Below are 24832 nucleotides of genomic sequence, written 5' to 3' on the forward strand. Positions count from 1 at the left end.
GATTCGGCGAACCTCCCCAGCTGCTTGAGCACCACCCCGATGCCGTCCCGGCACGCGTGCTCCAGCTCCCAGTTCTGCTCCCGCTCGGCCTTGCCCCGCGCCCGCTCCAGCAGCGGGAGCGCCCGCTGCGGCCAGTAGTACTTGGCGAAGACATAGGCGCTGGCGAACAGCGCGTGCGCCGAAGGCTCGCCCGCATTCGACGTCGCCGACGCCCGGCGCTGAGCCCGCGCGGTCGCCCGCACGAGGTCGAACGCCCCCGTCTTGTCGGCCGTGCGCATCAGCAGCGTCATCGCGTCGCTGCGATGCGCGAAGTCGCCGGGCCCCTGCGGCCCCAACAGCTCCTCGAGCGCGCTGCAGATCCGCGACAGCGCCGCCCGGCCGGAATGGTGGTCCGCCGCGATCTCCAGAAAGCGGAATTCCCCGACCACCCGCGCCGGCAGATCCTGATGCTCACGAGCCTCCCGGCACAGCAGGTCCAGCCTCTCGAACTCCCGCAGCCCGAGGTAGCAGTCGGCGAGCGATGCCGCCACCTCGCCGTCGTAACGGCCCGATACCCGCCGCACCAGCTCCAGCGCCTCGGCTCGCTCGCTCACCGCCCCCACCGTGCCCGCGAAGTCCGCGGCGGCCATCGCGTGGGCGCGCGCCTCCACCAGAATCCCCGCCCGTTCCAGGTGCAGCGCCACCTCGATGCGCGCCGCGGGGTTCCGCGCCGCCGACTCCGCCAGCACCGACGCCAGCCGCGCGTGAATCCGGCGTTGCTCGGCCTCCTCGAGCGCGCCCCGCGCCACGGTGGTGTAACTGTCGTGAGCGAAGCCCATGCTCGCCGCCTCGCGGCGAAGAAACCGCCCCCCCTCCAGCTCGAACAACGCCGACGCCAGCTCGGCCGGAGCCAGCTCGGTCACGGCCAGGATCTCGTGCTCCGCCAGCGGCCGCGCCGCCACGGCGAGCGCCGACGTCACCGCGCGCGCCCCGCGCGACAGCGCCGCCAGCCGCGTCGCCGCCGAGGCCTCGAACGACTCCTCCGCCGTGCGCGACTGATCGGCCAGACCCAGCAGCCAGTCCGACGCCGGTCGGCCGTCGTGCGCGGGAATGGCCAGGGCGAGCTCGGTGGCGTGGAGCGGATTCCCGCGCGCGAGCCGGCCCACGGACTGCACGATCGGCGCCGACGGCTCGAGGCCACGCTGCAACAGCACGTCTGCCGCAATCTGCTGGAGACTGGCCTCGTCGAGTGAACCGAGCCGCTGGATCTGCGCGAAGCCCTGCTCCCGGGCCTGGTCGGCGAATTCACCCGCGTCGCAGCCGCTGTCGTCCTCGGAGCGCGCCACGCACACCAGCAGGGTCCGCTGGCCCGCGACCTGCCGCCCGTAGTAGTGCAGCAGTGCGAGCGTCGTCTCGTCGGCCTCCCGAACATTGTCCACGACCAGCAGCAGGGGCTGCTCGAAGGACACGGACTCGCCCGCGCGACAGGTCGCCTCGCACAGGCGGTGGCGCGCGGAGTCGTCGGCAGCCAGCGCCTGCGGCGCATGGGGGAACCGCTCCCGCAGCTCGGGCGCCAGCCGCCCCAGCTCGCTGATCCAGACCTCGCTCAGCGCCACGAACCCCGGCAGGCCCGCCAGCTGCCGCACCAGCGTGGACACCGGCGCGAAAGGCACGCACTTCTCGGTCCTGAAACAGCGCGCCACGCACGCCGCGCCGCCCGCGACCCGCACCTGGTCGGTGAGCTTGGTCGCGAGTGCGGTCTTCCCGATGCCGGGCGCACCGACCAGGATCACGCACCGCCCGCTGCCCCCGCGGGCCGCCTCCCAGGCCTGCCACAGGGCCGCGAACTCCGCGGTGCGGCCGTAGAGCGGCGACGCCGCCGGCGGAACCACCGTTTCCCTGACCCGGGACCCGCCCGGCTCCCCCGTCTCCGACGGGAGCGCCGAGGCGCTGCAGCGCTGCCGCCGTGCCCAGTCCCGCATCTCCGGGCCCGGCTCGGCTCCGAGCTCGTCCCGCAGCCGCGCTTCGAACTCCACGAACCGCCGCAGCGCCAGCGTCCGATCGCCGAGCAGTGTCAGCGCGACCAGCTGCGCCAGCATCGCCATCTCGTCGAGGCCGTCCAGGTCCAGTGCGGACTCGGCCACGGACCGCATGCCGCCCCAGTCGCCTTCCGACCTGCTCCGTACCAGCAGATCGTGCAACGCCCTCCGCATCGTCTCCAGCAGGCGGCGACGCTCCGCCTCCAGCCAGCGCTCGAAATTCGGTGCCCGGGGAAACCAGATGCCCTCGAGCAGATTGCCGTGCCACAGCGCCCGCGCGTCCCGCTGCCGCCGCTGCGCGGCGCACCGCTCGAACTCGGCCACATCGGCCCAGATGACTCCGTCGCGGAGCACCACCTCGTCCTTCGACGGCGACACGATCGCCTCGCGGCGCAGACTCTTGTTGACCAGCGACACCGCCTGCGACAGCGAGTGGCGGCCGCGCACCGCGTGGTCGTCGGACCAGAGCAGCTCGATCAGGCCGTCCCGCGACTGCGGCTGCCCCGGGCGCCGCACCAGCAGCGTGAACAACGCCAGCTGCTTCCGGGTCCGGAACGCCACGCGCTCCCCCGCCGGACCGCGCAGCGACATCGGACCGAGACACCGGTACTCGTAGTCGTGAAGATGACTCTCGTGAAGCGCACTCATTCGCCACACCGCGGTGCTGGAGGGTGGGTGAATGCCTAGCGCCGGTCATCACCTAGGTGTCACCAAAGTGGACGCCAGCGCAAGCGAAAGTGCGATCCGGCGACGAGTAATTCGGCGGTGGACGGCGCGCGCAGGCAGCGCCGTGTCCGTCATCATGCGGCCGCGACCCGGTCCGAGGGAGCTTTCCAATCCTCGAATCCGCGCCGCGGACTAGGGATGCGGCCCGCGGCCACCCTCGAGGCGACGGCGGGGGCTCATATCGCGCCGACGCAACACGGGAGGTGTTGTACGGCGGTCTCACTGGCCAAAACGGCGGCCAAGCCGCGAGATAACCGTAAACGACATAGCGACTTACCTGTGTGCGGCTACAGGCGTATTTTGGCTTGTCTCTTGCACTAGGGTTAGTGTCCGCGCAAGCTTCGGCCAGTCAACGGACTGGAAACCATGGTTTCATCGTCCTGCCACAGGAGGGAGGGGTAATGTCGCGCAAGAACCGGTTGGTAGGCATGGCAGTCGTCGGGCTGCTCTTCGCGAGCATCCTGACGACGCACGCCGCGGCCCAAACGACGGCCACGGCGTCGATCAATGCCAAGGCCCAGGTGTCCGGCGTCGCGCCGTTGACGGCCGCCGGGGTCAACGACGACGACTTCGGCAGCGTCACGGCCGGGACGCCGAAGGCGCCCACGAGCCTGGCGACGAACGCGGGCCGGTTCAACATCTCCGGCCAGCCCAACGCCGCGGTCTCCGTCAGCTTCACGCTCCCGACCGTGCTGACCGGAACGGGTGGGGCCACCATCCCGATCACGTTCTCCTCGAGCGACGGGCTGAAGTGGAACCCGTATCCGACCGTGTTCACGACGTTCAGCCCGGCCGCTCCGTTCGGGACGGCGCTGGACGGGACGGGGAATCTGGTCATCGGCATCGCGGGCACGGTGAATCCGCCGGCGCTCACGACGACGGGCCTCTACACGGGCACGATCACGCTGACGGTGTCGTACCAGTAGGGCACCAGCGGCGGGGATCGTTCTCCGCGGCATTCCGTGTCGGTCCGGGAAAGGCCACGCTTCGGTGGTTCGCACGCATCCGTTCTCGGACCGGCACGGTCGCCGGTCTCGCATGAGAAGCGCTCTGGCGCTCGGCATGATCGCGGTGGCCGCGGCGGCGCCGGTCTGGACCTCGCCCGTGCAGGCGCAGTCGGAGGTCCACAGGGTCAGACTGCCGCTGACGGCCCTGGCGCTCAGCGACCTCAGCTTCGGAACCGTACTGCCGGGCATCCCCACGTCGGTGTCGGTGTTCGAACCGCATCGCGCGGGGTTGTTCGAAATCCAGGGGCCGCACGACGCGAGCGTGCGGGTCGAGTTCCTCCTGCCCACCGCGCTCACCAGTGAGGAGGGTGCCCTGCTCCCCATCGTCTTCGGCCCGGGCGACGGGTTCGCCGACTTCAGCCATGGTCACCCGCGGCGCAGCCGCGCGTTCGACCCGCACCGGCCGGTGATCGGCTCGCTGGGTCGCAACGGACACCTGTTCGTGTGGCTGGGCGGCACGGTGCAGCCCGGCCGGCCCCAGGCGCGCGGGCGCTACCGCGCCACGATCGCGTTGACCGTCTACAACCTGGGGAGCTGAGCATGCGCCACCGGATCGCCGCCCCCCTGCGGGTCGCCGCCAGCGCCGCCGCCGTGGCTGTCCTCCTGCCGGCCGTCAGCGAGGCGATCTACGTGTCGCCGACGGCCGTGTTCATGGACGACCGGGCGCCCTCCGCGCAGGTCACGATCGGCAACGCCGGGGACACGCCCGAGGAGGCGACGGTCGAGATCAAGTTCGGCTTCCCCGACGCGGATTCCGCCGGGACCCCGTTCATCCGGATGGTCGAGGACCCCGGGGACTATCCGTCCGCGGCCGATTGGATCCGCGCGTTCCCCCAGCGGGTGCTCCTCCAGCCCAAGTCCCAGCAGATCGTGCGGCTCCTGGCGCGGCCCCCCGCCGGCCTCGCCCCCGGAGAGTACTGGGCGCGGCTGATCGTCACCGGGCAGGGCGTGGCCCCGCAGGTCGCTGGAGCGGACACCCTCGTGCGGGCGGGCCTGAATCTCGTGATCCGGCTCGTGGCGTCGGTGAACTTCCGCAACGGGACCGTCTCGACCGGCGTCACGGTGCGGGACATGACGGCCGAGGCGGAAGGGGACTCGCTCACCGTGTGGACCCACATGGAGCGCCAGGGCAATGCCGCGTGGCTGGGCACCGCCGATTTCGAGCTGGTGAACCAGGCCGGCTCCATCGTGCGCAGCTGGTCCAGCACGCTGGCGGTCTACGTCCCGATGCAGCGGCGCTTCTCCTTCCCGCTCGACTCGATCGCGCCGGGCGACTATCGCGTGCGCCTGCGGCTCCACGCCGACCGTCCAGACCTGCCGTCGGACCGGGTGCTGCGGGCGCCCACCGTGACGGATTCGGCGGCCGTCCGCGTTGGCTGACGGAACCCATGAGCGCCGCGCCGACCCGGATGCCACCCGCCGCGAGGCCGCGCTTCCAGCGGCGCGTCGCGACGCTGGGCGCGGTCGGCCTGCTGCTGTGCGCTGCCGCGTCGCCGTCCGCCGCACAGCTCGCGTTCCATAACGCGCCCGTCATTCCGCGCGACAGCGCGGGTCGGGACACCGCCTACGTCGAGGGCCCGGTCCAGCTCAACATCGAGGACGGCCCGTCCGACGTCATGCTCGCGCTGTTCATCAACTCGACGCTGCTGCTGCCCGTCCACCGGTTCCTGGACATGGCCGAGGTCCGCGTCGAGGCGTTCGCGCTGCACGACTCCGTGGTGGCCGTGCTCGAGCCCGGCCACGTCGCCGTGGTGTTCAAGCCCGGCGCGGGGGTGCTGACCCGGGGCCCCGACTCCATCCCGTACGACACGCTCGACGTGGCCTGGTACGACGGGGACCTGTTCGTCGCCACGAGCCTCCTGGATCGGCTGCTGGGCGTTTCGACCAGCGTGGAGTGGTCGAACGTATCGGCCATCGTCGGTCGCACGGCGGGCCTGCCCGTCGTCCAGCGCCTGCGCCGCGAGCGCCGGCACCAGCTGCTCTATCGGCCGGCGCCGGCCGGGCAGGTGCTCGACGTCGCGCTCCGGCAGCGGGTGGTGGACGGCGCGGTCTTCACGTGGTCGCTGACGGCGGCCACCAGCGGGCCGACCGACCAGCTGGCCGCGGAGCTGGGCTTCGGCACGGGGCTGCTGGGCGGCAGCGCGGAGGTGCGGCCGCAGCTGTGGGACGATCACGGTGCGTCCAGCGCCCAGCTGCAGGCATCATGGTCCCGCGCCTGGACGGACTCGCCCTGGATCCGGCAGATCCGGCTCGGCGACGTGCAGACCAACGGGCTCCGGTCGATGCTGGTGGAGGGGGCCGTGGTCACCAACGCCCCGTTCATCCGCTCCTCCCAGTTCGACGTCGAGCCGATCGTCGGCAACGTGCCCGCGGGGTGGGAGGCGGAGTTGTACGACGGCGGGCGGCTCCTCGGATACTCGGAGGCGGGCGCGTTGGGGGCGTTCCTCGTCCCACTGCAGCTGCGCTACGGCGAGAACCCGTTCAACCTCGTCCTGTACGGCCCCTCCGGCGAGGTGGTGCAGCAGAAGCGCACGATCCGGGTTCCGGTCAGCCGCCTTCCGGTGGGGCAGTTCGAGTACGCGTTCGCCGTGGGCCGGTGCCAGTACGATCCGTGCGACGCCCTGGTCAGCACCGATTTCCGGTACGGGCTCTCGAGCCACGTCACCCTGCAGGGCGGCTCCGACGGGTTCTTCCAGGGAGTCCGGGGCGCCCTGTGGCAGCCGTACGCGGCCGTCTCGGCGGCGCCGACGGCGGCGCTCGGGCTGTCGGGCGAAGCGGTGGTGAACGGGCACCTGCGGGCCCTCGCGGACTACGAGCCGAACGAGGACCTGCACGCGAGCGCCACCTTCACGCGCTACACGCAGGCGGGTGCCCTCTACAGCGGGGCGGTCTCCGGGGGCTCGGAGACGGACGGCTCCGTGTTCTGGCGGCCGGGCTGGATGCACGGCGCGCTGTACCTCGATGCCACGGGCGTGCTCACCGACAACGCCGGCCTGCGCCAGGGCGTCGAGCGCGTGTCGGCGACCACCCAGATCGGGGTGATCCGCTACTCGCTCGGGGTCCTGTACAGCAAGCTCTACCAGGGCGCCGCGGGCGACAGCGCGGGGCTCGCCTTCGATGCGAGCGCCGACGCGATCCTGCGCGGCCCCTGGCCGTGGCTTCGCGGATCGACCGTGGAGGGCCAGCTGGCGGTCGAGCCCGCGCACGGCCTTTCGGCGCTGCGGGCGAGCATCGGCCACCGCATCTCGCGGCTGCTGCGCCTGGACGCCGCGGTGGGCTGGTTCCGCACCGGCGGCGCCACCCTCGAGCTCGGCCTCACCACGGCGACGGCGGGCCCGCGGGTGGGAACGCGCAGCCGGCTCGCCACCCAGACCGGGTCCAGCGAGCTGACGTTCGCCTCCGGGTCGGTGGCGTGGGATCCCCGCACGCGGCTCGTCAAGACCGGCGATGCGGCGGCGCTCGACCGGTCGGGCGTCTCCGGCGTCCTGTTCCGCGACGACAACGGCAACGGGGTGCAGGATCCCGGAGAGCCGGGCCTGCCCGACATCCCGATCCGGGTGGGCGGGCTCGCAGCCCAGACGGACTCGGAGGGACGGTTCGCCGTGTGGGGCCTGTTCCCGACCGAGCCCGTCCAGATCGACGTGGACACCCTGTCGCTGCCCGACCCGCACATGCTCCTGCCGGCGCCGGTCATCCGCGTCCGTCCGTCGCCCAACGCCTTCGGCGCGGTGGCGCTGCCGGTCGTGGTGGGCGCTGAGATCGCGGGCTTCGTGGTGCTCGGCGAGGAGCCGGTCCCGGGCGTGCCGGTCGTGCTGCGGGACCTGAATTCCGGCAAGGAGATCACCGTCGTCACCTTCGCCAACGGGGGCTTCTACCGGGGCGCCGTGCCGCCCGGGGACTACGAGGTCACCCTGCCGGACGCGGTGCTCGACCGACTCAACGCCTACGCCCCGCCGCTCGAGATCTTCGTGCCGCCGGGGCCCGGCGACAAGAACGTGTTCGGCGATCTCCAGCTCACCCTGCAGCCGCGCCAGTGAGCCTCCGCCGCGGGGAGCCGCAGGGGGTGTCGCACGGGGCCCGGGTACGCCATAATGCAATGATGCGCGTACCGCTGGATCGCCCGATCCCGGGTCCGCACGGAGTCTGAGACGTGCCCATTCAGGGAAACCTCGAGGAGGCAGGCCTGCCCGACGTGCTCCAGCTGCTGTCGCTGGGGCGGAAGAGCGGGTGCCTGACCCTCGTCGACGGCGAGATGCAGGGGCACATCTACCTCGACGTGGGCCGGGTCAGCTACGCCACCGTGGCGAACCGCCTCGACCGCCTCGGGGACATGCTGGTCCGCAGCGGCCGGATCACGCAGCACCAGCTCGACTCGGCGGTCGAAGAGCAGAAGCGCACGAGCAAGCGCCAGATCGGCCGCATCCTGGTGGACTCGGGCCGGATCGACCGCGGCGAGCTCGAGCGGTTCATCCGGCTGCAGGTCGAGCAGGCCGTGTACTTCCTGTTCACCTGGAAGCAGGGCAGCTTCACGTTCACCACCGACCGCTTGCCGCCGCACCAGCCCCTGCTCGTGTCCCTGGACGTCGAAGGCTTGCTGCTCGAAGGCGCGCGCCAGGTGGACGAGTGGAGCCAGATCGAGAAGAAGATCCCTTCGTTCGACCTCGTGTTCCGCTGCGTCCGGGACAAGCTCGGCGCCACCGCCGAGAACCTCACCGAGGAGCAGAAGCACATTCTGCCGCTGCTCGACGGCGGGCGCGACGTCACCGCGATCGTCGAAGAGACCGCGCTGAGCGAGTTCGCGGTCGGCAAGGCGCTGTTCGGTCTCGTCACGGCGGGCATCGTGCAGCTGGTGGAGCGCCGCTCGCACGTTCGTCACCTCGAGTACCGCGAGCTGCTCGCCTACGTGGTGCGCGAGGCGGAGTTCGCCGACCCCGTGCTGCGCAAGGAGGCGGCGCGGCACATCGTGGACTGCGCGCAATGCGCCGAGCGCCTGCGCACGATCCACGTGCGGCAGACGGCGGGATCGGGCACGGCGGCGATCGAGGAGCCGGAGGAGGAGAAAGCCCCGGCGGTCGCACCGGCGCCGCGACCGGTGGTGCATCGGGGAACGGCCGAGCTTCGCGCCGTACCGGCGGCGATGCCCGCCGCTCCGCACACGGCCCAGCGGGCGGCGGCCGCGGGGCCGGCGCACGTCGAGCGCGCGTTTCCCGACCGGCGGGTCGGCCGCGAGCGGCGCGCCGGCATCGACCGGCGCGGGCCGGACCGCCGGACGAGCCCGGACCGCCGCCGGGCCGTGAGCCTGGCTCCGCCGAGTGTCGAGCGGCGGCAGGCTCCGCGTCGCGCGACGGACCGGCGTTCGGGGCCGTCGCGGGATCGCCGGACCTCCGAGCCGGTGCCCCGCCAGGGCGCCGCGGCAGCGGCGGTTCCGCCCGGCGCGCGTCCCGAGGTGCGGCGCGGCGAGTTCACGCCGCGGCGCGACGTCGAACAGATCGCGGCACCCGGCCAGCACGGCGACAACGGGGCGGGGCACGCCGAGGCTGCAGGTGAGGTGCCGGCCACGGCGCCGGCAACGGCTGCCGGGCAGCCGGCGGCCGCCGCTCAAGAGCAAGCGGCGGCGTCCACCCCCGCCGCGGCTCAGGTTTCGGAGTCGGCGGCGGCCGCGGAGGCGGCCATCAACCTGCAGTGGCTCGTGACTCCGGACCAGTCGCTGGAGATGATCCGCGGTGCCCGGGGTCAGGTCCGTGCCGCGGCGGGCGCTACCGGGGGCGCGCAGACGCGAGCCACGGATGCGCCCGGGACCCGGCCGCCCGTGGAACGGCGCGCGACGGCCGCGGGCGTGCGCGCCGCCGCGGCCGGCCCGCCGGCGCCCGACCCCGCGGCTCGGCTGGAGCCCCGCAGGCTGGAGCGCTTCCGCGCGGGCGGCGACGTCGGGTCAGCGGACAGTGCGAAGACGCCCGCACCGCACCAGGCCTTTCCCGGGCGGTCGCTGGCCATCGCGGCCGTCATCGCGTGCGTGGCGTTCGTGGGCTACATGGCCGGCCAGATCACCAGGGGGGGCCGCCCGGGGCGCGTCGGCCTCGCCACCGATGCGAACGCCGAGGCCCAGAGCGTGACCCAGACCGGCGGCCGGCCGGCACCGACGGCACCGCAGCCCACTGCGCGGCCGTCGACGCCCGTGGCCGTCGCGACGCCGCCGGCGCCGCGTCCCGCGCCCACCGAGCACGCTGCACGCGAGACGCGGGCGCCGAGGCCGGTCCCGGCCCGCGCGACGCCGGCCCCCCGGCCCGTCGCGGTCGCCGCCCAGCCGGCCGCGCCGCCGCCGCCCGCGCCCACGACCGGCGTCGTCCACGGCGTCGTGCACGATGCGGCGGGAGGTTCGGTCGCGGGTGCGCACGTCTCGGTGCGCGGCACCGCGCTCTCGGCCGTGGCCGACGGATCGGGCGCGTTCGAAATCCGCGACGTTCCCGCCGGGCAGATCGCCCTGCAGGCCAGCGCCGACGGCTACGTCTCGGGAAGCGCGCAGGCCCAGGCGACGGCCGGTGGCACGGTGGCGGCGGACATCAGCCTGAGCCCGGTGCAGCGGGTGACTGCGACCTGCGCCGCCGACCGCGAGCTGGCCGCGGGCGGGTGGGCGCCGATGGACCGTGCGGCCGCGACCTCGGCGCTCGGCGGCACGCTCGGCGCCATCCAGGGGCTGCCGATCGAGAGCATCACCGCATCGACGTCGGGCCCCCGCACCCGGGTGCGCGTCGCCCAGGTGACCACGGCGTGCGAGCGGATCGTGCTGACGGAAACGCGGGCAGGGGCCAACGTGCGGGGCGGTCCGGGGCCCGCCATGGTGACGGCGCTCCGCATCATGCCGGCGTCCGAGGCCTATCCCTTCTCCACGGGCTCGGCGAGCTTCGGGAACATCCTGGTCACGGTGAAGACGGGTTTGTCGGCGGACGCGCTCCGACCCCTGCTCGGCCGGCTGAGCGAGATCTCCGAAGGCCAGTAGGGCGCCCGCGCCGCGCGCGGTCTACGGATGCCGCGCGGTCTCGGCTACCTCCCGCACGATGTCGTCCGCCGTCCTCCCCGCCGCCTCGGCGTGGAAGTTGACCACGATCCGGTGCCGCAGGACCGCGAGGGTGACCGCGTCGAGGTCCTCGAGGTCCGCCATCGGACGCCCGTCCATCGCCGCGCGCGCCTTGGCGCCGAGCACGAGGAACTGCGACGCCCGCGGCCCGGCGCCCCACGCCACGTATTCCTTGACGGCTTGCGGCGCACCAGCGTCGGACGGCCGGGTCATGCGGGCCAGCTTCACCGCGGCCTGCACCACCACCTTGGGCGCCGGCACCCGGCGCACCAACCCCATCAGCTCGAGGAGCTCGTCCCCCGAGAGCACCGGCGCGAGCGCCGTCACGGTCTCGCCCGTGGTCCACTCGACGATCCGCTCTTCCTCCTCCCGGGAGGGGTATTCGACGTGCAGCTCGAACATGAACCGGTCGAGCTGGGCCTCCGGCAGCGGATAGGTGCCCTCCTGCTCGATCGGGTTCTGCGTGGCCAGGACGAAGAAGGGCTCGGACAGCCGGTAGGTCTGGCTCGCCACCGTCACGGCGTGCTCCTGCATCGCCTGCAGCAGGGCCGCCTGCGTCTTGGGCGGCGTGCGGTTGATCTCGTCGGCCAGCACGATGTTCCCGAACAGCGGACCCGGGACGAACCGGAACGCACGCCCGCCCGTCGTCCGGTCCTCCTCGATCACCTCCGTGCCGGTGATGTCGCTCGGCATCAGGTCGGGCGTGAACTGGATGCGGGCGAACCGCAGGCTCAGGGTCTGCGCGACGGACGAGACCATCATCGTCTTGGCGAGTCCGGGCACGCCGACCAGCAGCGCGTGGCCCCCGGAGAGCAGCGCGGCGATGATGCCGTCGAGCACCTCGCGCTGGCCCACGATGCGCTGGCCCACCTGCTCGAGGAGCCGGGTGCGCGCCGCGGCCAGGCGTTCGAGCAGCTCGACGTCGCGCTCGCCCTTGATCGGGAGTGGGAGCGTGCTCATGGACCTAGGTTACCCCGCCGACGCGGCCGGGGTCAATCGTTCCGCCCAAAGGGCCGCTCGACGGAATCGCTGCGCTGGCTCGAAGGCCTCCGCGGGCCTAGCTTAGGCGCATCCACGAATCCACGGCCCGACCAGCCTCGGAGGCAGGCGTGACGGGGGCGCGCGAACACGCCGCAGGGTACGCGCACGGTTCCCCGGCCGGAACCGGCCGCCGGGCCGCGGCCGGGCGGCCCTGCCGTGGCGCCCGCCTGGGCGCGGCGGCTCCGGCCACAGTCGCGCTGCTGCTGGCGGTGGTGATGGGCCCCGGCGCGCTGCGCGCGCAGTGCCCGGACGGCACGCCGCAGCCGTGCGGCCGTGCGACGGAGCGCGCGGCGCGTGGTGTGGCCGTGCTCGAGTTCCTCAACGAATCCCGCGACAGCTCCGACGCCTACCTCGCCGCCGGGTTCACCGACGAGATCACCTCGCGGCTGAGCCAACTCGGCCGGCTGGTCGTGACCTCCCGGACGGCCGTGCGGCGGCTCCCGCGCGCGGAGCTGCTCACACCGCAGGCGCTCGGACGCGCGCTGCACGTGGCCTACCTCGTGAGCGGCGGCGTGCGCCGGGGCGTAGGCCGGGTGCGGATCTCGGTCGAGCTGCTCCGGGCCTCCACCGGCGTCACCGTGTGGTCGAGCCAGTACGACCGCGCCGACGGCGACGTGCTCGCGATCGAGGAGGATCTGGCGGTCGCGGTCGCCGGCGCGATCGCGGGCCGGCTCCTGCCGGCCGAGCGGGCGCTGCTGGCCGAAGGCCCGACCCGCAACGCGGCGGCCTACGACCACTTCCTGCGCGGCAACTACTACCTCGCCCACCGGACCGCCGACGCAAGCCGCCGCGCCATCGCCGAGTACCAGGCGGCCACGGCGCAGGATCCGGGATTCGTGCGGGCGCGGGCGCGGGCGGCCTACGCCTACGGGCTGTACCTGGATTGGGGGTGGCCCTATCCAGGTCTGCCCGACGACAGCCTCGTCGCACGCGGGATGCGGGAGGCGGACCTGGTGCTGCAGCAGGACTCCCTGCTGTCGGACGGCTGGATGGCGCGCGCCTACCTGCTGAGCCACCGCGATCCGCGCTCGTTCGCCGCGGCGGAGGCGGCGTTTCGGCGCGCCATCGCCCTCGATCCCGCCAACGCCGAGGCGTACCACCAGTACGCGTGGATCCTGATGATCTCCGGTCGAGACTCGGCCGCAGCGGCGAACTACCACCGCGCGCTGGCCATCGACCCCGCGCGTGCCATCACCCTCGACGAGCTCAGCCTGATCTACCTCGTCGAGCGACGCTACGCGGAGTCGCTGGCGTGGCAGGACAGCGCGCTGGCGATCGATTCGGGCGCGTTCTGGACGCTCAACGACCGCGCGCACACCAGGATGCTGCTTGGCGACTGGGCCGGCGCGCGCGCGGACGCCGAGCAGGCGCAGCGGCTGGGACCCCAGGGCTTCACGTACTGGGGCGAGGCGGTGCTCGCGATCCTCGCGGTCCGCGAGGGCGACACCGCGCAGGGACGAGGCATCGCGGCCCGGCTGGCCGAAGACATCGAGGATCCTCGCCGCCCCACGGTGCAGCAGGCGCGCTGGATCGGCGCGACGCTCGCCGCCGTCGGGGAGCGCGAGGCTGCGCTCGACTTCCTCGAGAGAGTGCCGGCCGAGCGGCGGGGCGCGGAGTTGTGGTTCTTCCTGCAGTTCCCCGAGCTGGACGCCCTGCGGGACGAGCCGCGCTTCCGGCAGATGCTCGCGTCCTCGCGGCCCGCCGGCGCCGTCGATCGATGAAGCACCGGTCCCCGGGCCGGGGCCCGGAATCGCTGCCGCGTCCGCAATGGGGAACGACTTTGCGGCGCTTTTCACAAGGGGTATATTTCCGCCGCCCGAATGGCCTTGGAACCGGACGAGAGCCCTGAAGGCCGCGGCTTCGGCGCAGGCTACGCCATCGTGGCGGCCGGGTTCCAGCTGGCCCTCGCCGTCCTGTTGTTTCTCGGTGCCGGCGTGCTGCTGGATCGCTGGCTCCATACGCGCCCGATCTTCACCCTGATCGGCGTGCTCGTGGGTCTCGCAGGCGGGATGTACGCCTTCATCGTGCGTGTGCTGGCCGAGTCGCCCGGCACGAGGGGGCCCGGCCGCGGTCCGCGGGACGGCACGTCGTGAGCTGGGTGGTCCGGATGGCGGTGCTGGGCGGCGGCGCCGAAGTCGTGGTGGCGGCGGTCGCCGTGGTCGCGGCAGGAGTTCGCGGGCTGGCGGCAGCCCTGGCGGGCGGCGCGATCGCGACGGCCGCTCAGGTCGCTGCGGTCGCCCTGCTCAGGCCGGGGATGCAGGCGGGCACGCCGGAGTTCGTGCGGCGCTGGGCGTCGGGCATCGCGATGCGGGGTGCCTCCGTGCTGGTGCTGGTCGGGGTGGTGCTCGCGACCAGGGCCGTGCTGCCGCCGCTGTGGACGGCGCTGGGGTTCCTCACCGTGCTGCTGACGCTCCTCTACGCGGAGACGCGGTTTCTCGAATGATGCAGACGCCCGACATCGGACGGATGATCCTCGAGCGCACGGGGGATTCGCACACCCTCGAGCTCCCGTTCGGGGGCGAGATCCACCTGCCCCACTGGCCGGTCCACGTCGGCCGGCTGACGATCGACTTGGGGCCCACGCGACTGTCGGTGTTCCTGGTGCTCGCGGCCGTGCTGGTCTTCCTCACGCTGTGGCTCGCGGGCCGGGCGTTGACCCGGCGGCGCGACCAGGGCGGCGGCGCGCCGCGCGGTCTCGCCAGCCTGGTCGAGGTGGTCGTCCTGTTCGTGCGCAACGACGTCGCCATCGCCAGCATCGGCCACAAGAACGGCGCGAGGTTCGCGCCCTACATCCTGACCCTGTTCTGGTTCATCCTCTACTGCAACCTGCTGGGCCTGATTCCCTACGGCGAGAAGCCGACGAGCAGCTTCTGGGTGACGGGCGCGCTGGCGCTCACGGCGCTGCTGACGATCGAGATCTCCGGCTTCGTGACGCTGGGGCCGAAGGGGTACCTCAAGACCATCGTCTTCACCCCGCCGGGCACGACGGGGATCACGGCGGTGCTGCTCACGCTGATCATGATCCCCATCGAGATCATCGGGAAGATCGTCAAGCCCTTCGCCCTGATGCTCCGTCTGTTCGCCAACATGGTGGCGGGACACTTCGTGATCCTGTCGCTGCTGTCGCTGATCTTCCTGTTCGGCGGCATCCACTACTTCCGCTGGGCGATCGCCGGCGGGTCGGTAGCGTTCGTGCTGTTCATGATGGCGATCGAGTTGCTGGTGGCGTTCATCCAGGCGTACATCTTCGCGCTGCTGACGGCCACGTTCATCGGGCTGATGCAGCACGAACACTAGGCGCCTCATACCCGGACTCGCGGAGGTAGTCAGATGTCCATGATGCAAGCCGTGGCGGACGCGGCGGCGGTCGCGAAGAACAACAACGCGCTGCTGGGCGCCGGCCTGGGGCTGGGGCTCGCGGTGATCGGAGCCGGCCTGGGGATCGGCCGCATCGGCGGCCAGGCGGTCGAGGCGATCGCGCGGCAGCCGGAGGCGTCGGCCGACATCCGCGGCGCGATGATCCTGACGGCGGCGCTGGTCGAAGGAGTGGCGCTGGCCGCGGTGGTGTTCGCGCTGCTCTTCAAGGTTCTGTGACGCCCGTCTTCGCCCTCCTGCAGGTTTCGGAGGAAGCCCCCAAGGGCCCCTTCGCGATCAACCCCGGCGTCTCGATCTGGACGCTGGTGGTGTTCCTGCTGCTGCTGGGCGCCCTGGCCAAGTGGGCCTGGCCGGCCATCCTCAAGGCGGTCGAGGAGCGCGAGAAGAAGATCCAGGCCCAGCTCGACCAGGCCGAGAAGGCCAACCGGGACGCGCAGCGCCTGCTGGCCGACTACCAGCAGCAACTGGCCCGCGCGCAGGGCGAGGCGCAGGACGTGCTGGCCGCGGGCCGCCAGGCCGCGGAGAAGGCGCGGGAGGAGATCCTGGACCGCGCGCGCGCGGAGCACGAGGAGTTGATCGCGCGGGCGCGGCGCGAGATCGTGGCCGAGCGGGAGAAGGCGCTGGCCGAGCTGCGCGGCGAGGCGGTGGAGCTGTCGCTGGCGGCGGCGAGCAAGGTGCTGGAGCGGAACCTGGACAGCGAGGCCGACCGGCGGCTGGTCCGCCAGTATCTCGACAGCCTGCACCAGTCGCGCTCGTGAGAGACGCTACCGTCGCCCGCAACTACGCCGACGCCCTGCTCGGCACGGCCCGGCGCCACGACATCGTGGACCGGTGCGGCGAGCTGCTCGACGCCGTGGCGGGCGTGCTCGCGGCCGATCCCGCGCTGCTAGGGGTCTTCATGTCACCGCGGGTCGCGAAGGCGGCGAAGCAGCAGCTGGTGGAGCGGGCGCTCCATGGCGTGGCCCCGGTCCCGTTCATTCGCTTTCTCCAGGCCGTCGTGCAGCGGGGCAGGCAGGGGATGATCGGGGAGATGGCGGCGGAGTACGAGCGCCTGGTCGACGTCCAGCTCGGCCGCGTCCACGCGGTCGTGGCCACGGCGCGGCCGGCCGACGCCGAGCTGCAGAAGGCCGTCACGCAGCGACTCGACCGCGTGTTCGGAAAGAGGGTCAGGGCCCACTTCCGCACCGATCCGGCGCTGCTGGGCGGCGTGGTGGTCCGGTCGGGCGATCGCGTGTTCGACGGATCGCTGCGGCGCAAGCTCGGGCTGCTTCGGCATCTGATGTTGCACGCGCGACTGGGCGGCGGCGACAGCGCGAGGTAAGCTTAGGAGGTGTACGCCGCTTTGGCCGTCGCCACCCTGCTCGTCCGGCAGGCCGACTCCGCCCGACCGCGGCCCCACGCGGGCCCGGCCCCCTATTTCCAGCAGGACCTGCGCTTCACCATCACGGCGCGGCTGGACGAGCCGTCGGGCGTGCTGAGCGCCTCCGGCCGGATGTGGTACCGGAACAACAGCCCGGACACGCTCGCCACGATGGCGTTCCATCTCTACCTCAACGCGTTCCGGCCCGGCTCGAAGTGGGCGGCGCGCGAGACGGCGGAGAACGGCCGGAGCTGGTACGCGATCCTCCCCGATCCTTACTACGCGTACGAGCGGCTCGGAGCGGTGGCCGTGGGCGGCGTGGAAGTCCCGGTCCGCTATCCCGGCGCGCCGGACTCCACGGTCGCCGAGATCACGCTGCCGCGCCCGCTCGCGCCGGGCGACTCGACCGTGGTGCAGGTGGAGTGGCGCTCCCGCCTGAGCGTGGTGCCGCGGCGGCAGGGACGCCAGGGACGGCGGTACGATTTCGCCCAGTGGTACCCCGAGGTGGCGGTCTACGACCGCTACGGGTGGGAAGCACATCCGCTCTTCCCGGAGGGCGAGTTCTTCGGAGAGTACGGCACGTACGATGTTACCCTCGACCTGATGGCGGATCAGGTGTGCGGAGCGACGGGCGTGCCGGTGTCGGGCGATCCCGGGTGGGGCGCGGCCAGAGCCACGCGCGAGACGCCGGTCACGCTGCAGCGGGACTGGTACGGCGGCACGCGACCCCCTGCACCCTACACCCCTGGTCCCGATGTCTCGGCGCCCGGGAGCGCAGGTCCGGGCAGGAAGCTCGTCCGCTTCTACGCGGACAGCGTCGAGCACTTCGCCTTCTCCTGCAATCCGGACTACGTGTACGAGGAGGGGCGCTACGGCTCCACGGTGATCCACGCGCTGTACCTCCCGGGCGACAGCCTGAGCTGGGGCCGGGGCCTGGCGGTGGAGCGCGCGACGCGCTCGCTCGCGTGGCTCGACCGACTGTACGGATCGTATGCGTGGCCCCAGGCCACGCTGGTGCACCGCATCGAGGACGGCGGCACGGAGTTCCCGATGATGGTGATGCTGGGGGGGGCAGGGGAATCGCTGGTCCTGCACGAGCTGGGCCACCTCTACACCTACGGCATCCTCGGCAACAACGAATGGAAGGAAGGCTGGCTCGACGAAGGCTTCACCACCTTCCAGACCGGGTGGAGCTTCCAGTCGCGGGGGATGGGCGTGCCGAGCGCACAGACGCAGCAGCTGATCCTCGGCTTCGACCTGGACGGATGGAGCCAGCCGGTGGTGCTGCCGGCCGAGGACTATCGCGACTACGGCACCTACGCGCGGATGGTCTACACCAAGGGCCAGCTGATCCTCGAGATGCTGCGGTACGTCCTGGGCGAGGCGACGTTCGAGCGCGCGCTGCGGGAGTACTACGCGCGGTGGCGTTTCCGCCACGTGACGTCGGAGCGCTTCCAGGCGGTCGCCGAGGAGGTGTCGCACCAGGATCTGGCGTGGTTCTTCGCCGAGTGGCTGCACGGCACGCCCCTGGTCGACTACGCCGTGGGCAAGGTGCGGCGGCGCCACGACGCGCTCGGCTGGGTCACCGACGTCGAGATCGAGCGCCTGGGCGACGGCGTGATGCCCGTGGACGTCGCGCTGCCCGTGGGGGACACGGTGGTGACGGTGCGCGCGAGGGGTATCGAGCGCCGGGACACGGTCGAGGTGCGTACCGCGGCGAAGCCCGGCCGCGTGCAGCTCGATCCGGCACGGCAGACGATGGACTGGAACTACCTCAACAACGTCGAGGGGTGGAACGCGGCGCTCGGCCGCCTCGCGGCGCCCGGCGTGGAGGAGGATCACCTGGGGTGGTCCGCGGCGACGCCGGCGCGGCGCGACCGCCTGGTCGTGAACTGGCTGCCGCTGGCCTGGTACGACGACGCGGGCGGCCTCACCCTGGGGTTCCAGTCCCGGTCGAACTACCTGGGCCGGTTCGAGCTGAACCAGGCCCAGATCACGTGGCCGACCGGCGCGGGCGTCGGCCGCGACAGCCTGGCGCGCGGCCGCTGGCGGCCCGACTACTTCGTCTCGCTCCGCAACCCCGTGTCGAGCCGGGCGCCGCGGCGCGAGACGGAGACGGCGAGCTGGTCGGTCGAGGGGCGGACCGGCGAGCGGGTGGCGGGATCGCTGGACCTGAGTCCGCATTTCCAGGGCCCGGTCCGGGCTCGCGCGGGCCTGGCCCTGACGCTGATGACGGTGACCGATGCCCGCTATCTCGACCGGACGCGCTGGGCGGACACGAATACGGCCGAGCTCACGGGGTGGGCCGAGCACGCGCGGACGGACGAGGTGTCGTCGGGCAGCGCGCGGGCGGAGTTGACGGCGGGCGAGGCGTTCGCCCCGGTGATCGAGGCACCCGCGGTGCCGTGCGTCCCCCCCGGGTGCGTCGCCCAGCACTCGCTGCGCGGCGCGAGCTACGCCCGCGGCCTGGTGGACCTGCGGAGTGCCGTCCGGACCGGGACATTCGACTTCAGGACCCGCTGGGTGGCAGCGGGGACGCTGGGCGGCCGGGCCGTGCCGCCGCAGCGGCGCATCTTCCTGGCGGGCGCCGACCCGTACCAGGTCTTCGCGAATCCGCTGCTGAGGAGCGCGGGGTCCCTGCTCGCGCGGGACGGAGTCGACTACCAGGCGCCCGGCGGAGGCGACCTGCGCGGCTTCGCGCCGGCCGCCGCCGCGAGCTGGCTGGTGGGTGCGGGCGCTCAGGCGGATTGGCGCGTGTTCGATCGGGCGCGGGGCGGGCTGTTCCGCACCATCGCGGTCGAGGCGTTCGCGGAGGGAGCGTGGCTCGATCGCGCCGCGATCGGGCGGGCCGCGGCCGGCGACGCGGGACTGGGGATCAGCGCCGGGCACCGCGTGGGCCCGACGAGCTTCGTGACCCGCCTGGACTTTCCCTTCCTCGTGTCGCGGCCTGCGGCCGCGGTCGCGGGCGGCCCGCGAGACGGGGTGCTCAAGCTCCGGGCCGTATGGAGCCTCGAGGAGGCGTGGTGACCGGCGGGGACGACGCCGTCGGCCGGCGCGGGTTCCTGTCGGAGGCCCTGAAGCTCGTCGTCACGGGGGCCGGCAGCCTGCTGGCCGAGCGCTACGCCCCGCGGCGGCACTTCCGGCCGCCGGGCGCGATCAGCGAGCCCGCCTTCCTCGCGGCCTGCACCCGGTGCGGCTACTGCATCGAGGCGTGTCCGGTGGACGCCGTCGTGGGCGCGCCCCCCAACGCGGGACTGGCGGCCGGGACGCCGATCATCGAGCCGCTGGTGCAGCCGTGCATCGCCTGCGAGGGCATGTTCTGCGCGACCGTCTGCCCGACCGGCGCGCTGGTCCCGCCGGTGGAGGGCTGGGCGGGCGAGAAGATGGGCGCGCTCGCGCTCGACCGCGGCCGCTGCATCGCGTACCAGGGAATCGAGTGCGGCGTGTGCGCCCGGGTGTGCCCGGTGGGGGCGGCCGCGCTGGACCTCGACGACGCCGGACGGCCGGTGATCGGGACGGCGTGCGTGGGGTGCGGGATCTGCGTGCGGGCTTGCGTCACGACCCCATCCTCGTTCACCCTGTCGCTCGAGGGGGGCGTGTGACGGAGCATCCGCACCGGTTCGAGCCCACGCGGGTCCCCAAGCCCTGGGGCTACGAGATCCACTGGGCGGTCACGGACCGGTACGTGGGCAAGCTGCTCCACATCGAAGCGGGCCACGTGCTGAGCCTGCAGTACCACGAGCAGAAGGACGAGTCCATCTACGTGCTGCGCGGCCGGATGATCTTCCGCTACCGGGACGCCGCGGGGGCGCTGGTGGACCGGGAGATGATCGCGGGCGAGGCGCAGCGCGTGCCGCCGGGACTGGTACACCAGTTCGAGGCGCTCGAGCACACCGACGTGCTCGAGGCATCGACATCACACCTGGACGACGTGGTCCGCCTCCAGGACCGCTACGGGAGGGTCTAGCGTGCAGGTCATCATTCCGCTGGCCGGGAAAGGGACTCGGCTGAGGCCGCACACCCACACCGTGCCCAAGCCGCTCATCCGGGTCGCGGGCCGGCCGGTGATGGACTGGGTGATGGACCGGCTGGAAGGCCTCGACGTCGAAGAGCTGATCTTCATCACCGGTCATCTCAAGGAGCAGGTCGAGGCGTACGCGCGCGAGCGCTACCCGATTCCGTCGCGGTTCATCGAGCAGAAGGTGCAGGACGGGACCGCGGGCGCGATCAACCTGGCGCGGCCGCACGTGCACGGTCCCGTGATGATCATCTTCGTGGACACGGTGTTCGACGCCGACCTCTCGATCGCCACCACGAGCCGCGACGACGGGATCATCTGGGCGAAGGAGGTGGAGGACTACCAGCGCTTCGGCGTGGTCGTCACCGACGCGAAGGGCTACATGACGCGGATCGTCGAGAAGCCGCGGGAGCCCATTTCCAAGCTGGCGAACATCGGCCTGTACTACGTGCGTCAGGTGGACCAGCTGTGGCGGGGGATCGCGGACGTGCTGGCCAAGCCCCAGAACCAGGGCGAGTGGTACCTCACCGACGCGTTCCAGTGGATGATCGAGCGCGGGGCGCGGATCCGGACCGCGGAGGTCGCCGGCTGGTACGACTGCGGGACGGTCGCGACCACGCTCGAGACCAACCGGGTACTGCTGGAAAGGCAGTTGCGGGACGCCAAGTTGCGCGGAGCGGCGGGTCGCGATCCGGCGGCACGGCACCTGGCAGCCTCGGCGAAGATCGTCGAGCCGTGCTACATCGAAGACGGAGTCGCGATCGAGCGCTCGACGGTTGGGCCCCACGCGTCCATCGAGGCCGGGACCATCGTGCGCGACAGCGTGGTGACGAACGCGATCGTGGGGCGGAACTGCCGCCTGGAGCGCGTCCGCCTGGACGGGGCGATCCTCGGGGACGAGGTGGTGCTGCAGGGGCTGGTGGGCTCGGCCTCGCTCGGCGCTCACGCCGAGGTGCGTGCGACCTAGGCGTACCGCGCCATGGCGAGATCCACGATGTCGCGCATCAGGTCGGTGTAGGTGCGGCCCGACTCGCGCGCGGCCATCGCGAATTCCGCGCCGGAGCTGAGCCACGGGTTCGGGTTGGCCTCCAGCACGTAGATCTCGCCCTTCGCCGTGAGCCGCATGTCGACCCGGCCGTAGTCGCGCAGCTTGAGGGCCTGGTAGGCGGCGACGGCCTTCTCCTGGATCCGCGCCGTCGTCTTCTCGTCGAGGCCCTCGACGACGTGCGAGCGGGTCTTGCGGTAGCCCTCGGAGTCCTTCTCCCACTTCACGTCGGTGCCGGCGATCCGGGGCGTGCCCTCGGGCAGCTTGGAGAGGTCGAGCTCGACCAGGGGCAGGGCCTCCGGCTTGGCCTCGCCGAGGATGGCGGCGTAGATCTCCCGGCCCTCGATGTACTCCTCGATGAGCGCGGGCGAGTCGAACTCGTCGTGGATGTAGTGGATCTTCTCCATCAGCTCCTTGACGCTCTCGACCACCGACGTCGCGTCGATGCCGATGGACCCGTCCTCGGAGAGCGGCTTCACGATCAGCGGGAACTCGATGTCGTGCGCGTGGTCCAGCCGGCCCTTGTACGAGACGGCGAAGAACGGCGTGCGGATCTTGTGGAAGTGGAAGACCTTCTTGGCGAGCGACTTGTCCTGCGCCAGGTAGAGCGCGTGCGGATCGGCGCCGGTGTACGGCTTGTCGAGCAGCTCCAGGTACGCGGCGAGGTTCATGTCCTTGGTGTCGTCGCCGGCGTAGGACTCGGTGAGGTTGAAGATGAGGTCGGCGCTCGAGCGCGCCACCGCCAGGAGGCTCTGGTCGCGACCGTCCAGCACCAGGTAGGACGGCTCGTGCCCGAGCTTGGCGAGGGCGTCGAAGATCTCCTCGCGATCCAGCTTGGGGCGCCGAGCCCGCCGGGGGGCCTTCTTCTTCCTCGCGCGGCGGGCGGGCGGCTCCTCGGCCGGCGCGGTGGGCTCCTCCCCGCCGTCCTCCCACGTGTCGTACAGGATCGCGATCTTGAGCCCCTGCGTCATGCGCTCCTCACGGTTGGACGAACCGCCCGCGGGTCAGGTAGTTCATCGCGAGCGTGGTCGCGTAGGCGGTCATTTCCACCAGCTGGGCGTCCTCCCGCGCGACCTCCACGGCCAGCCCCAGCGCGGCCACACGCTGCTCGATGGACTCCACCAGGGCCTTGACCAGCGGGCGCCGCACGCCGGTCCAGTAGGTCAGCTTGTCCACGATCTGCTTGCGATGCTCCCCGAGCCAGGGGCCGGCGGCGCGGATGCCGTTGCGGCGCCGCGGCGCCGGCTTGAGCAGGATGTCGGCCAAATCAGCGTCCAGCGCCAGCTCCGCGATGGCCTGCGCCTCGTCGGGCGCGTGCTGCTGGTAGAACTGCTCGACCGTGACGTCCATCTCCTCGACCGTGACGTCGGTCGCGCCCATCGGCCGAGCGGGCGGCTGGTCGGCCACCCGCCGCGCGACGCGATCGACGTAACGGAGCTTCCGCATCGCCGGCCAGCCCCGGTACTTGCGGCGCCACCCCGACCGCGGCGTGAGCCACACCGCGAACGTCTCGGCGAAGTCCTCGTCGGGGTGCTTCTGCGCGTACCAGCCGGCGATGTGCCGCACGTAGCGGCGGCTGAACGGCACGGGCCGGTAGTGCTCCTTGTAGGCGCGTCGGAACGGGCCGAACAGCGCGCGCCAGTCGTCGCCCTTGTACAGCTCGTAGGCGTAGTTGAACGCGTGCCCGGCCTCGTGGCGCAGGTACATCATGATCTCGCGCTCGTCCTCGAGATCGTTCATGTCCCTCTCGAGCGCCGCGAGCTTGGGATCGGCGAGGTAGAACGGGATGCCGATCACCGGCTCCCCCGACGGGCAGCCCCACTCGTCGGTGAGATAGCACGCCGGGCGAAACTGCCGCAGCCCCTTGCGCTCGATCTCCCGGTACAGCGCATGGACGTACTTGTCGAGCGCGGATCCCTCGAGCTTCAGCCCCAGCTCCCGGATGGGCTTGCCGAGGAGGTGCTCGACGTCGGCGGGGGTGGTCTCGAATGGCGGCACGGCGCGCGGGTGGCGTTGCCCTACGCTAACAGCGGGGCGGGCTCAGAACAATACGTCCGGGGTCATTCCAGCTCGGCGGGGAGTGCGGCCGGGAACCACTCCCGCCCCCGCTCGATCAGCTCGACGAACGCCGCGCCGTCGCCGGCGAGGGCGGCGGACTCGATCGCCTCGAGGCTGCCGTGGAGCAGCGTGAACAGGTCCCGCGAATGACGGTTGAGCGCCTGGATTTCGTGGTACAGCAGCGGGTTCTCGCGGGCGACCTCCGCCGCGGTGCGCGCCTGCTTGAGGAACGTCGTGCTCGCCATGCGCGCGAGCTGGTCGAAGTCGCGCCCGCTCCGCTCGAGCGTGGTGAAGAACAGGATCGCGACCAGGTGGCTCAGGCCGAGCACGTACTGCATGTAGGCGTCGTGCTCGGCCACCGGCAGGCGGGTGATCGTGAGCGCGGTGTCGCCGAACAGGGCGGCCGCAGCGTCGGCCGCGGCCGGGTTGCCGCAGTCCAGCACCGCCAGCACGCGCCCGCCCAGCGTCCGGACCTCGGGCCCGAACAGCGGATGGAGGCTCGCGACCGCGAGCCCGCCGGCGGCCGCCCGCTCGAGGTCCCCGAGCACGTGGCTCTTGAGGCTGAAGACGTCGGCGACCAGGGCGGTGGGACGCCGGGCGAGGATCTTCCGCAGCACGCCCACGCCCGGGGTGAGCGGCGTCGCGACGATCACGACGTCCGCGCCGTCGAGTCCGGCCGGGAGGTCGCGTGCCGACGCGCAACCGTCCACCTCGCCCGCGGGGTCGAGGACCGTGACCCGGTGGCCCTGGCCGAGGAAGAACCGCGCCAGCCACCGCCCCATCTTCCCGGCGCCGCCCACCAGGAGGATGCGCTGCGCCTTGCTGCCCGCCGTGGCGCGCGCCTCCTCCTGGAGCTGCACCGACGCGCTGATCAGCTGGTGCGCGAGCCGGCCGGCGAGCCGCGGGTCGAGCCCGTGACGACCGGCCTCCTCGCGGAACCGCGCCAGCACCTCGGCCTCGGTGCCGAAGCTGCGCACCGGGAGACCGGCGGCCCGCTTGGCGGCGCCGACGTCCCGCGCGAGCGCCAGCCGCCGCGCCACCAGCGCCACCAGCTCCGCGTCCACGGCGGCGATGCGGGCCCTGAGGTCGGCCAGCGCGTCGGTCACGGT

The 24832-nt window shown here is 72.4% G+C and carries 21 protein-coding genes; 16 read left to right on the plus strand and 5 right to left on the minus strand.

Annotated elements, in window-relative coordinates:
• On the minus strand, positions 1–2666 hold a 2666-nt coding region (locus tag VMF70_10365; protein HTT68421.1), incomplete at its 3' end, for an AAA family ATPase.
• A 506-nt stretch (positions 2667–3172) separates the two neighbouring features.
• Between VMF70_10365 and VMF70_10370 the strand changes: the two genes are divergently transcribed.
• The 5 genes from VMF70_10370 to VMF70_10390 all read left to right on the plus strand — a co-directional run bounded on the left by VMF70_10370 (position 3173) and on the right by VMF70_10390 (position 10748).
• The gene (locus VMF70_10370) at positions 3173–3670 is read left to right on the plus strand and encodes a hypothetical protein (protein ID HTT68422.1); all 498 of its coding nucleotides are present in this window, start codon (positions 3173–3175) and stop codon (positions 3668–3670) included.
• A gap of 112 nt (positions 3671–3782) precedes the next feature.
• Positions 3783–4289 (plus strand): hypothetical protein, encoded by a 507-nt coding sequence (locus tag VMF70_10375; protein HTT68423.1) that lies wholly within the window; start codon positions 3783–3785, stop codon positions 4287–4289.
• Positions 4290–4291: 2 nt separating this feature from the next.
• A complete protein-coding gene (locus VMF70_10380) occupies positions 4292–5131 on the plus strand; it encodes a hypothetical protein (protein ID HTT68424.1) in 840 nt (279 codons plus the stop codon).
• Positions 5132–5139: 8 nt separating this feature from the next.
• Positions 5140–7788, plus strand: coding sequence for a carboxypeptidase-like regulatory domain-containing protein (locus VMF70_10385; GenBank protein HTT68425.1), 2649 nt, complete (start codon positions 5140–5142; stop codon positions 7786–7788).
• Between the two features lie 113 nt (positions 7789–7901).
• Positions 7902–10748, plus strand: a complete 2847-nt coding sequence (locus tag VMF70_10390) for a DUF4388 domain-containing protein (GenBank protein HTT68426.1) — start codon at positions 7902–7904, stop codon at positions 10746–10748.
• 21 nt (positions 10749–10769) lie between these two features.
• On the opposite strand, the gene VMF70_10395 is transcribed toward VMF70_10390, so the two are convergent.
• On the minus strand, positions 10770–11786 hold the full coding sequence (locus VMF70_10395; protein HTT68427.1) for a MoxR family ATPase: 1017 nt from the start codon (positions 11784–11786) through the stop codon (positions 10770–10772).
• 149 nt (positions 11787–11935) lie between these two features.
• Here VMF70_10395 and VMF70_10400 point away from each other — a divergent pair, with 149 nt between their 5' ends.
• From VMF70_10400 to VMF70_10450, 11 genes are all read left to right on the plus strand, one after another.
• Positions 11936–13588 (plus strand): tetratricopeptide repeat protein, encoded by a 1653-nt coding sequence (locus VMF70_10400; GenBank protein ID HTT68428.1) that lies wholly within the window; start codon positions 11936–11938, stop codon positions 13586–13588.
• A 99-nt stretch (positions 13589–13687) separates the two neighbouring features.
• Positions 13688–13960 (plus strand): AtpZ/AtpI family protein, encoded by a 273-nt coding sequence (locus VMF70_10405; protein ID HTT68429.1) that lies wholly within the window; start codon positions 13688–13690, stop codon positions 13958–13960.
• On the plus strand, positions 13957–14310 hold the full coding sequence (locus tag VMF70_10410) for a hypothetical protein (protein HTT68430.1): 354 nt from the start codon (positions 13957–13959) through the stop codon (positions 14308–14310). Before VMF70_10405 ends, VMF70_10410 begins: the two co-directional genes overlap by 4 nt.
• Complete coding sequence (gene atpB / locus VMF70_10415; protein ID HTT68431.1) at positions 14307–15164, plus strand: F0F1 ATP synthase subunit A; 858 nt, start codon at positions 14307–14309, stop codon at positions 15162–15164. The genes VMF70_10410 and atpB overlap by 4 nt, the downstream gene beginning before the upstream one ends.
• Positions 15165–15197: 33 nt before the next feature.
• Positions 15198–15461 carry an ATP synthase F0 subunit C gene (gene atpE / locus VMF70_10420; GenBank protein ID HTT68432.1) on the plus strand — a complete coding sequence of 88 codons (264 nt, stop codon included), beginning with the start codon at positions 15198–15200 and terminating at the stop codon, positions 15459–15461.
• Entirely contained in the window at positions 15458–16000 is a 543-nt protein-coding gene (gene atpF / locus VMF70_10425; GenBank protein ID HTT68433.1) for a F0F1 ATP synthase subunit B, read from the plus strand. The genes atpE and atpF overlap by 4 nt, the downstream gene beginning before the upstream one ends.
• Entirely contained in the window at positions 15997–16563 is a 567-nt protein-coding gene (gene atpH, locus VMF70_10430) for an ATP synthase F1 subunit delta (GenBank protein HTT68434.1), read from the plus strand. Before atpF ends, atpH begins: the two co-directional genes overlap by 4 nt.
• Positions 16564–16572: 9 nt before the next feature.
• On the plus strand, positions 16573–19629 hold the full coding sequence (locus VMF70_10435; GenBank protein ID HTT68435.1) for a M1 family metallopeptidase: 3057 nt from the start codon (positions 16573–16575) through the stop codon (positions 19627–19629).
• Positions 19626–20204 (plus strand): 4Fe-4S dicluster domain-containing protein, encoded by a 579-nt coding sequence (locus VMF70_10440; GenBank protein HTT68436.1) that lies wholly within the window; start codon positions 19626–19628, stop codon positions 20202–20204. Before VMF70_10435 ends, VMF70_10440 begins: the two co-directional genes overlap by 4 nt.
• Complete coding sequence (locus VMF70_10445; protein ID HTT68437.1) at positions 20201–20569, plus strand: cupin domain-containing protein; 369 nt, start codon at positions 20201–20203, stop codon at positions 20567–20569. Before VMF70_10440 ends, VMF70_10445 begins: the two co-directional genes overlap by 4 nt.
• 1 nt (position 20570) lies before the next feature.
• Entirely contained in the window at positions 20571–21587 is a 1017-nt protein-coding gene (locus VMF70_10450; protein ID HTT68438.1) for a sugar phosphate nucleotidyltransferase, read from the plus strand.
• Here VMF70_10450 and VMF70_10455 read toward each other — a convergent pair.
• From VMF70_10455 to VMF70_10465, 3 genes are all read right to left on the minus strand, one after another.
• Positions 21584–22636 (minus strand): ATP-grasp domain-containing protein, encoded by a 1053-nt coding sequence (locus VMF70_10455; GenBank protein ID HTT68439.1) that lies wholly within the window; start codon positions 22634–22636, stop codon positions 21584–21586. The two genes, VMF70_10450 and VMF70_10455, sit on opposite strands and share 4 nt — an antisense overlap.
• Positions 22637–22643: 7 nt before the next feature.
• Positions 22644–23663: a putative zinc-binding metallopeptidase gene (locus tag VMF70_10460; GenBank protein ID HTT68440.1), complete on the minus strand. Its 1020-nt coding sequence runs from the start codon at positions 23661–23663 to the stop codon at positions 22644–22646.
• 62 nt (positions 23664–23725) lie between these two features.
• Positions 23726–24829 (minus strand): prephenate dehydrogenase/arogenate dehydrogenase family protein, encoded by a 1104-nt coding sequence (locus tag VMF70_10465; GenBank protein HTT68441.1) that lies wholly within the window; start codon positions 24827–24829, stop codon positions 23726–23728.
• Positions 24830–24832: the final 3 nt, after the last annotated feature.

The sequence above is a fragment of the Gemmatimonadales bacterium genome, assembly GCA_035502185.1.
Taxonomy (GTDB): Bacteria; Gemmatimonadota; Gemmatimonadetes; order Gemmatimonadales; family JACORV01; genus Fen-1245.